Here is an 8,094-nt window from a genome sequence, read left to right as displayed (position 1 = left end):
CTCATTGTCTTCTCTTTGTGCAAATGGTTTTAAATGATTAATTCACCACAGAGTTCGCTAAGAGCACAGAGTTCGCTAAGAGCACAGAGTTCGCTAAGAGCACAGAGGTAGAGATTAAAGAGCTAATAGATTTATTTTTTGGTCTTAACTCAGTGTAGCGCGAAGCGTCTCGGAGCCCTCTGTGGTAAAAAATTGTTTTAAGTGATTTATTCACAAAGAGGTTAAGAGGCGCTGCGCTTTAGAGGTTAAAGGTCAAAGGTATTAGATAAGTGACAATGACCTAGATGCAATTAGTCCGTGGCATTTTCTCTTCTCATTTACACTCATTGGCTTCTCTTTGTGCAAAATGCTCTTGTAGGCGCGGCTTTATTCCGCGTTGATTTTAAGTGATTTATTCACAAAGAGGTTGAAGGGAAAAGGTTAAAGGCACTAGGAAGACAAAGGTACTAGGTGCTCGAAGCCCGTGGCTTTCTATTCTCATTGGTTTCTCTTTGTGCAAAATATTTTAAGTATTTATTCATAACGGTGTTAATAAACACGCGTCAGCAAGCTTAACGCCTACGGTGTTAAATTATCTTCTGGCGTTTAATTTCTTGTAGGTGGGGCTTTATGCTGTGCGGTTTATAAATTCATGGCTTCAGCCGCGAAATGTTTTAAAGGTTCTAGGTTTTAGGGAAGTGATTAGGTTTTAGGTGCAATTAGCCCGTGGCTTTCTCTTCTCATTTACCCTCATTCACTTCTCCTTGTGCAAAATGGTTTAAATTGGTGTTTTAATTTATTGTTGATCAATGTTAAAAGCTAAATTCTTGTAACTTTAACCTTTCCCCTTTAAACTTTGACCTAGAACCTGATGGATTTAATAATACTAACTCGGACTCGGATCACACCATGCCTAAATTGAATACGTTGTTTTTAAGCTGTGCAGCTGCATTAAGCTTACCCATTGCCGCTGATGAAATAAAACATTATCAATCATTTGCAGGTTATACCGGCTTAATTAACACCCCAAACGCAGAGACTATGGACGCTGGTGTAGTTGATATGGGTTATAACAATCAACTTGACTTACGTGGCCGAGAGTACATTGATGGTCATAACTTTATTGCTTCAGCTGGTTTGTTTGAAGGCCTTGAAGTTAGTGGTCAAATAGCATCTAACTCTATTCACGATAATATGTTTTATTCTGAGGGCAGAGGCCAAATTCGCGATTTATCTTTTAACGCTAAATACCAAATTCCTTACATACCAAAAGATTGGTTAAGTGTTGCTATTGGTATGAAAGATATGGGTGGTGCGGCTAATAACTATAAAACAATTTATGCTGTTGCCTCAAAAGAGTTATGGGATTTTAGGTTTAGTGCCGGTGTTGGCTCGAGTGATCGTGTAACAGGGCAGATGGATGGTGCTTTTGCGGGTATTGAATGGCAACCATTTAAGTGGTTTAGTGTACTTACTGAATACGACTCTGAGGCCGTTAATGCCGCTGCGCGACTAACCATACCAAAAGAGTGGTTATATGATATTGGTGAAATCACCTTAACCAGCCGCTTTTATAGCAATACTGAATTTTCTGAAGATACCAGTAATTATTGGGGCATTAACTTTACTTTACCACTGAGTGATGAGGTAGGTTACCAACAGCCGGTTAAAGCGGCACCGGATGTGCAAACTAGTACTGCTAATGCAGCTGTTACAACTAACACCCCGGCAGCTATCAACCCTGCAGCGGTAAAAATACAAACGCCAATTGATTACACTTTACCTACAGTTAAGCCTGAAGCACCTACTACAGCAAAGGTTACAAATAATACGGAGCAACAAGCCGAATTAAGCCGGTTGAATTCTCAAGCTGCTAACTTAAAGTTAGCCTTGGTAGAAGATGGTTTTGAAAATGTTAATGTTGCTTTTAACAATAATAATCAGTTATTTGTTAAATTTGAAAACTCAATTTTTAACCGTAACGATATTGATGCATTAGGTTTAGCATTAGGGCGTGTTGCTGAATTAATAACACTTGAGGGTGTTGAATTTAGCGTACAACTAAACAAATACGATCTAGCATTACTTAATGTTGTTGGTACTGTAGATAATTACAAAGAATTTATTACTAACAATATTGCGCCTGATTTATTAATTACCCAAGGGGCTGCACTAGAGCCAAGTGGTTTAGTTTGGGTAGGAACTACAGATGCTAACTCGCCATACTTTAAGCCGCGTTTAACAATAGCGCCAACCATAAGTAATACCTATGCAACTGAGCTTGGCGTATTTGATTATTCTGTTGCAATTAGAGCCGACCTAGAGGTGCCTTTATGGCAAGGCGGTGGCGTTATTTTAGGTGGCCAAGTTAATGTGGCTAACAGTGATGATTACGCTGAAAATAAACCGTTTAAAAACTACCGTAAAGAAACTCAATTTGATCGCGCTTTGTTCTATCAAACTTTTGAGCTACCGTTTGGTTTTTACAACCAAACCCAAGTTGGCTATATCAAAGATTTTTATGACTACCGAGGCATTAGCAATGAAACAGCCTGGTTAAGTGAAGCGGGTAGACATAAAGTAAGCTTTAAATTTGGTTCTTTTCAGTACCAGGATTACCGCGGCAGCCGCAGTTACCAAATGTTTAATTATCAATATAACTGGGTAGAGCAAGATATTACCTTACATGCTCAAGCTGGTGATTTTTGGTATGAAGATAGTGGCTATAAGTTAGAATCTCGTTTTTGGTTTGGCGATAGCTACCTCGCTGTGTTTTACGAAGATTCTAGCGCTCAAAAAGCAGGGGCTGCGTTTAGTATCCCATTATCGCCACGTAAAGATATGGCTGTTACTCGCTTTGGGCAAGTTAGAGGCACTGAGGCTTATCGTCATAGTATTAGTACTCAGGTAGGTAAGACGGAGAACCGGTTAGTGTTTAACCAGTTGTACGCACCAAGCTCAACAGTTGGCTTAGATAAAACATTCTTTAACCAAGGTCGCTTATCGAGTGATTATGTTTATAAACATTTACCAAGGTTAAAAGAAGTGTATTTAAAATATCGGTAACAAATTTTTATTAGACTAACTATTGTACAAATACGTAGTTAGTCTATATTATTGTAACGAACTGATTAATTACTATAGAGCACTTAGCTCTATTTTTGGCAAAAAGTAAAAAATGTTGTTTTTTTGCTCTTTTTTGTTGCGTTATGGCTATACTTTTCTAAAGTAACCGCTAATATTGTAACGAGTATAAAAAACCTTATTTATTGATTGTTTATATAAAGGAATAAAAGGACTCCCTATGTTTACTAACAAAAAATCGCTATTAGCATTGTCTATAGCTTCTGTATTTGCTCTATCTGGTTGTTTTAGTGATGACGATGGTAATGATTATGCACCACCTGGACCAGGGCCTGATCCTGAAGTAGTTGTTCCACCAGAAACGCCAGTTGCACTTACATTTGTTGTAAGTGGTTCTGTTGTTGATAGCGAAGCGAATGTAATTGACGGTGCGACTGTTAAATTTTTGGAAGGTGGCGCGCCATCAACTAATATTGTAGATGTTAACGGTCAGCAAGTGCAAACAATAGATACTGCTGAAGAAGGTGGTTTCATTGTTACTCTTAAAAATGGCTCAGCAACTACAAATGTAACTGCAATTGTTTCTGCAGCTGGCTATTCTACTAAAGCATTCAATCTTGATCTATCTAACGAAGATGACTTTGATGTTTTAACAGCTCAATTTGTACTTACTGGTACAGACGCAGAAGGCTTATTTGCTGATACTGAAACGTCTACTGATATCAGTGGTTCAACAACCACGGCTCCAATCACTGCTGATGCTACACCTACAGGTGGAACATCTCTTGCCACTGCAACTTTACCTAGCGGTATTACTTTACAAAATGCAGCGGATGAGGCGATTACTGGTGATTCTGTAACGCTTAGTGTTTTAGGTACGGATCCTGCGTCACCAACTAAAGGTGCTGTTATCCCTGAAGGCTTAAATGCTAATAACACAAGTGCGAATGTTGCTGTTCCTATTGCTTTAGCTGATATCAACCTGCTAGTTGGTGAAACTCCAGTTAAGAAGTTCGCTGGTGATACACTAAGTGTAACGCTTGCTGCTCCTGCGGATTTAGCTGCTGGTGAAACTTTAGCTGTTAGTTCATTCAATGAAGACACTGGTCAGTGGGCTCAAGATAGCTTTGCTGTAACTCAAGGTACTGGTACTGTAAGCTTTGACACTGATCACTTAACTTGGTTTGCAGTAACTCGTAATGCAGCTGTATGTACTAGCGATATTGCTACTAATGTGACAGGAACTGTTCCTGCAGGTGGTTTACTATACACCGCAATATCAAGTGATGGTTCACTATCAGGCATTCTACCTCCTGGATCTACTGCACGCACATTCATTAAAGCTAATCAAGCTACGCGATTTGGTATTTATGATGGTGCAACTGCTCGTGTGAGAGTATCGGATCGTGAAGGTGGCGTATGGTTTGATTCGCAAACAGAGGTTAATGTTTGTGGTACTACAGCTGTTACTGTTACTGCACCTTTTACCTTAGTAAATAAAGAATTAACTTTATCAGGTGTGTGTGCTAACGACACTACTGTTGCTGTGGATGTGAGTAACTCAACTGTTAAATATCGTCGCGCTGGTAAGGGTATCAAAACTGCTCTTAAAGATGCAGATGGTAACTTCCAGCTTACTAACCTACGTGAAGGTGAGAACTATGAAGTGACAGTTAACTTCCGTGGTTTACCTCTTGATGGTGACAACACATTCACTATCGAAGGTGCAAATGCTGACGCATTAAGCCAAGAATTCCAGTTTACTTGTCCTACGACTACTGGCGGTACTGGCGGTACTGGCGGTAACTAATATTTTTGTTAGTTCCTTATAGGGATTAAGCCTAAAAGCCGCATTTATGCGGCTTTTTTTCGTTTTGGGTTAAGGGTTAAGGGCATCGGGCGACGAGCTGCGAGCATCGAGCCTCGAGCCTCGAGGGAAGCCCCTAAACCTGCGCGAGGTGCTGTGGTCAAGTAATTGCGCCTACGGGTTGGCATTGGTGTTTAGGTTTGCGTAGGCGGAGCTTTATGCCGCGCGACTTTTAAGTAATTTATTCACAAAGAGGTTAAGAGACGCTGCGCTTAAGAGGCACAAGGGAAGGAGCTAGGTTCTAGGAAAGAGACTAGGAGCTAGGGTTCATGGCCCGCTGCCCGTGGCTTTTTCTCATTTTGTTCTCATTCACTTCATTTTGTGCGAAAAAGTGGTTTTGTTTAGGTGAACTTTCATCTTGTACCTTAAAACTGATTAACCTAGAACCTAGAACCTAGAACCTAGAACCTAGAACCTAGAACCTAGAACCTAGAACCTAGAACCTACCCCTTCGCAATCTCAATATTCACCTCATCTCCTAGTACTTCTTTGTATTTTGCTGCCAGCGCATTTTTGGCACCGTCATCACCGTGCACTATTTTTATCAAGTTTGGCTTTTTACGCATGCCGGTTACAAATTTTATTAACCCAGTTTGATCTGCGTGAGCGCTGTAGCCGCTGATTGTGTGTATTGCTGCGTTAATGGTGACTTTACGATCGTTAATATGTACATAACCATTACTTGGTCCGTAGGTTTGAATATCGCGGCCAAGCGTGCCACGACCTTGGTAGCCTACAAAAATGACATCGGTGGTTTTATCAGATAAAAATCGCTCAAGGTAATTCACTATACGGCCACCGGTACACATGCCACTAGCGGCAAGGATAATGGCTGGTTGCTTGCGATTACTTAAATAATTAATTACGGCAATATGTTCTTGGTGGCTATCAATTGTATGCAACTGTGTAAAGTTTAATGGGTGACGGCCTTTGGCTAGGCGCTTTTTGGCTTCATCATCCCACAGTGCTTTGAAGTTGCGATATTCAGTAGTGAAGTTTGCCGCCATGGGAGAGTCTACAATCACCTCTAAACTGTGCCAAGGTGAGTTTTTAGCCGCGTTGTGAATTATTTGCTCTAGCTCATAAAGTAATTCTTGCGTGCGGCCAATACTAAAGGCAGGCACAAGTACCACGCCATTATCGGCCACTGCTTTTTCAATTACTTTTTTCAGTGTTTGGGTGCGCTCTTTGCGGCCCTGATGGTTCTTATCACCATAGGTTGATTCAATCACCAGAGTATCCGCTTTATAAGGCGCTTTGGGTGACGGTAATAATGGCGTATGCGGTGCTCCTAAGTCACCAGAAAATACCACTCGGTGGGTATTCGGTTTATTTCCTATATCAATCTCTACATAAGCTGAGCCTAAAATATGCCCGGCACGTTGTAAGCGTGCTTTTGCCGTTGGCTTGTTGTTGCTGGTAGGTAAGTTAAACCAGCTATTAAATTCGATAGCGACAATACGTTTAGCTAGTAAGCTCAGGCAAGCGTTGATAATTTTTTGATCCCGAGTGACCCCGACTTTAAGTGCATCCTCAATCACTAAGGGTAGCAAGCAAGCTGATGCCTTAGAGGTAAAAATAGGCCCGCTGAAACCTGCCGCGAATAAATACGGAATACGGCCAACATGATCAATATGGCAGTGTGTAACGATAAGCGCGGTGACTGTGGATATATCAAAGTCGATAGCTAAGCTTGGCCCTGAGTCTTCACCTTGAAATAACCCGCAGTCAATCAACACCGAAGCGTGTTTTTCGTAGTCTAGTTGGTGGCAAGAGCCTGTAACGCCATTCACCGCTCCATGGTGGGTAATTTTCATAGTTGTTCCTGTTATTTTAATTAGTTAAATTAGAAACAAGGTTAGGATAAAAGTAGCAAAATTAAAAGTTAAAGGGGTAAAGCAATAGGTTTATGCCGCGCGGTTGTAATATCTTCTCGGTGTAGCGCGAAGCGCCTCTGTGGTGAACATAATATTGCGCGAGGTAAACTCGCGCCTGCGGGTTGGTATGGGTGTGTGAATCGGTTGATGATTGCTAACCTTTTGTGTATATGATTATGTAGGCGAGTGGCTTGCCACCGCGTTTTAAATGCGGCTCGGTGTTGGTGCGTCAGCAAGCTTAACGCCTACGGGTTGGCATTGATGTTTGGATTTACGTAGGCGCGGCTTTATGTCGCGCAAATTTATACCATTCATGGCTAAAGCCATTTCCTACGTGCTAGAACCGAGCTCCTAACACCTAGCGTTAGTATCTTTCATTTCTCGGGTAGCTTTAACTTCCGCATTCAACTAAAATCGGATCTCTGATGTAATTTGGTGTTTTCTCATGGCTAAAGATAGGTTCGCGCCAAAACCGTTAAACGATATTATGGCAGGTCTCAGCGGCCGCTTGTCGTCGTATGCAGGTAAGAGCCAAGCGCTGGATAAACAACAAACGTTATTGAGTGAATTTTTAGGCGCTAACCTCAGTGGTAAATGCCGTGTCAGTAATTATCGAGATGGCACCTTAATGATTGAGGCTGTTTCTGCACCTATCGCGTTGCGCTTAAATTACTTAAAAATGGATATGTTGTCGCACTTTCGCAGTGCCGGTATGGCAGAGCTTGGGCAAATAAAAATTACTGCTAATCCGCAAGCTAGCCAGCGATTAAGCCCAAATAATGCTGCAAAAACAGCAAACGCTACCCCCGCAAAAAAACTCCCTATGAGCGAACAAACCGCTGATTACCTCAATGCCATTGCCGCTGATGCACCACCATCATTAAAAGCAAAATTAGAAAAATTAGCTAGGCATGGTAAAAAATAAAGGTTTTAGGTGCTAGGAAGACAAAGGAGCTAGGTTAAAGGCTAGAGGTGCTAGGGAAGTGACTAGGGGCTAGGAACTCGTTACCCGCAGCCCTTGGCTTTTTTATTCTCTGTGCAGCGAAGCCCTCGGTGGTAAAAATGTGTTGATAAGATGAACTTTAACCTTGCATCTTTCATTTTTCACCTGAAAATTGATTAACCTAGAACCTAGAACCTAGAACCTAGAACCTAGAACCTAGAACCTAGAACCTAGAACCTAGAACCTAGAACCTAGAACCTAGAACCTAGAACCTAGAACCTAGAACCTAGAACCTAGAACCTAGAACCTAGAACCTAGAACCTAGAACCTAGAACCTAGAACCT

Annotated in this window: 4 protein-coding genes; 3 read left to right on the top strand and 1 reads right to left on the bottom strand. The window is 41.4% G+C overall.

What is annotated here, in order from left to right; all coding sequences use genetic code 11:
• The first annotated feature begins 888 nt into the window (after positions 1–888).
• Both A7968_RS22700 and A7968_RS22695 read left to right on the top strand, forming a co-directional pair.
• Positions 889–3,045 carry a YjbH domain-containing protein gene (locus A7968_RS22700; protein ID WP_064668776.1) on the top strand — a complete coding sequence of 719 codons (2,157 nt, stop codon included), beginning with the start codon at positions 889–891 and terminating at the stop codon, positions 3,043–3,045.
• Positions 3,046–3,283: 238 nt separating this feature from the next.
• Positions 3,284–4,873, top strand: coding sequence for a hypothetical protein (locus A7968_RS22695; RefSeq protein ID WP_064668775.1), 1,590 nt, complete (start codon positions 3,284–3,286; stop codon positions 4,871–4,873).
• A gap of 500 nt (positions 4,874–5,373) precedes the next feature.
• On the opposite strand, the gene A7968_RS22690 is transcribed toward A7968_RS22695, so the two are convergent.
• Positions 5,374–6,747 (bottom strand): MBL fold metallo-hydrolase RNA specificity domain-containing protein, encoded by a 1,374-nt coding sequence (locus A7968_RS22690; protein WP_064668774.1) that lies wholly within the window; start codon positions 6,745–6,747, stop codon positions 5,374–5,376.
• A 505-nt stretch (positions 6,748–7,252) separates the two neighbouring features.
• On the opposite strand from A7968_RS22690, the gene A7968_RS22685 reads away from it, so the two are divergent.
• Positions 7,253–7,732, top strand: coding sequence for a DUF721 domain-containing protein (locus A7968_RS22685; RefSeq protein WP_064668773.1), 480 nt, complete (start codon positions 7,253–7,255; stop codon positions 7,730–7,732).
• Positions 7,733–8,094 lie beyond the last annotated feature (362 nt).

The sequence above is a fragment of the Pseudoalteromonas prydzensis genome (assembly GCF_001661495.1).
GTDB lineage: Bacteria > Pseudomonadota > Gammaproteobacteria > Enterobacterales > Alteromonadaceae > Pseudoalteromonas > Pseudoalteromonas prydzensis.
This window is presented reverse-complemented; position numbering and strand designations above follow the sequence as displayed.

Bases quoted from the DNA above. Each gene is read 5' to 3' on its own strand.
- A7968_RS22700 (WP_064668776.1), top strand. From the start codon at position 889: ATGCCTAAATTGAATACGTTGTTTTTAAGCTGTGCAGCTGCATTAAGC.
- A7968_RS22695 (WP_064668775.1), top strand. From the start codon at position 3,284: ATGTTTACTAACAAAAAATCGCTATTAGCATTGTCTATAGCTTCTGTA.
- A7968_RS22690 (WP_064668774.1), bottom strand. From the start codon at position 6,747: ATGAAAATTACCCACCATGGAGCGGTGAATGGCGTTACAGGCTCTTGC.
- A7968_RS22685 (WP_064668773.1), top strand. From the start codon at position 7,253: ATGGCTAAAGATAGGTTCGCGCCAAAACCGTTAAACGATATTATGGCA.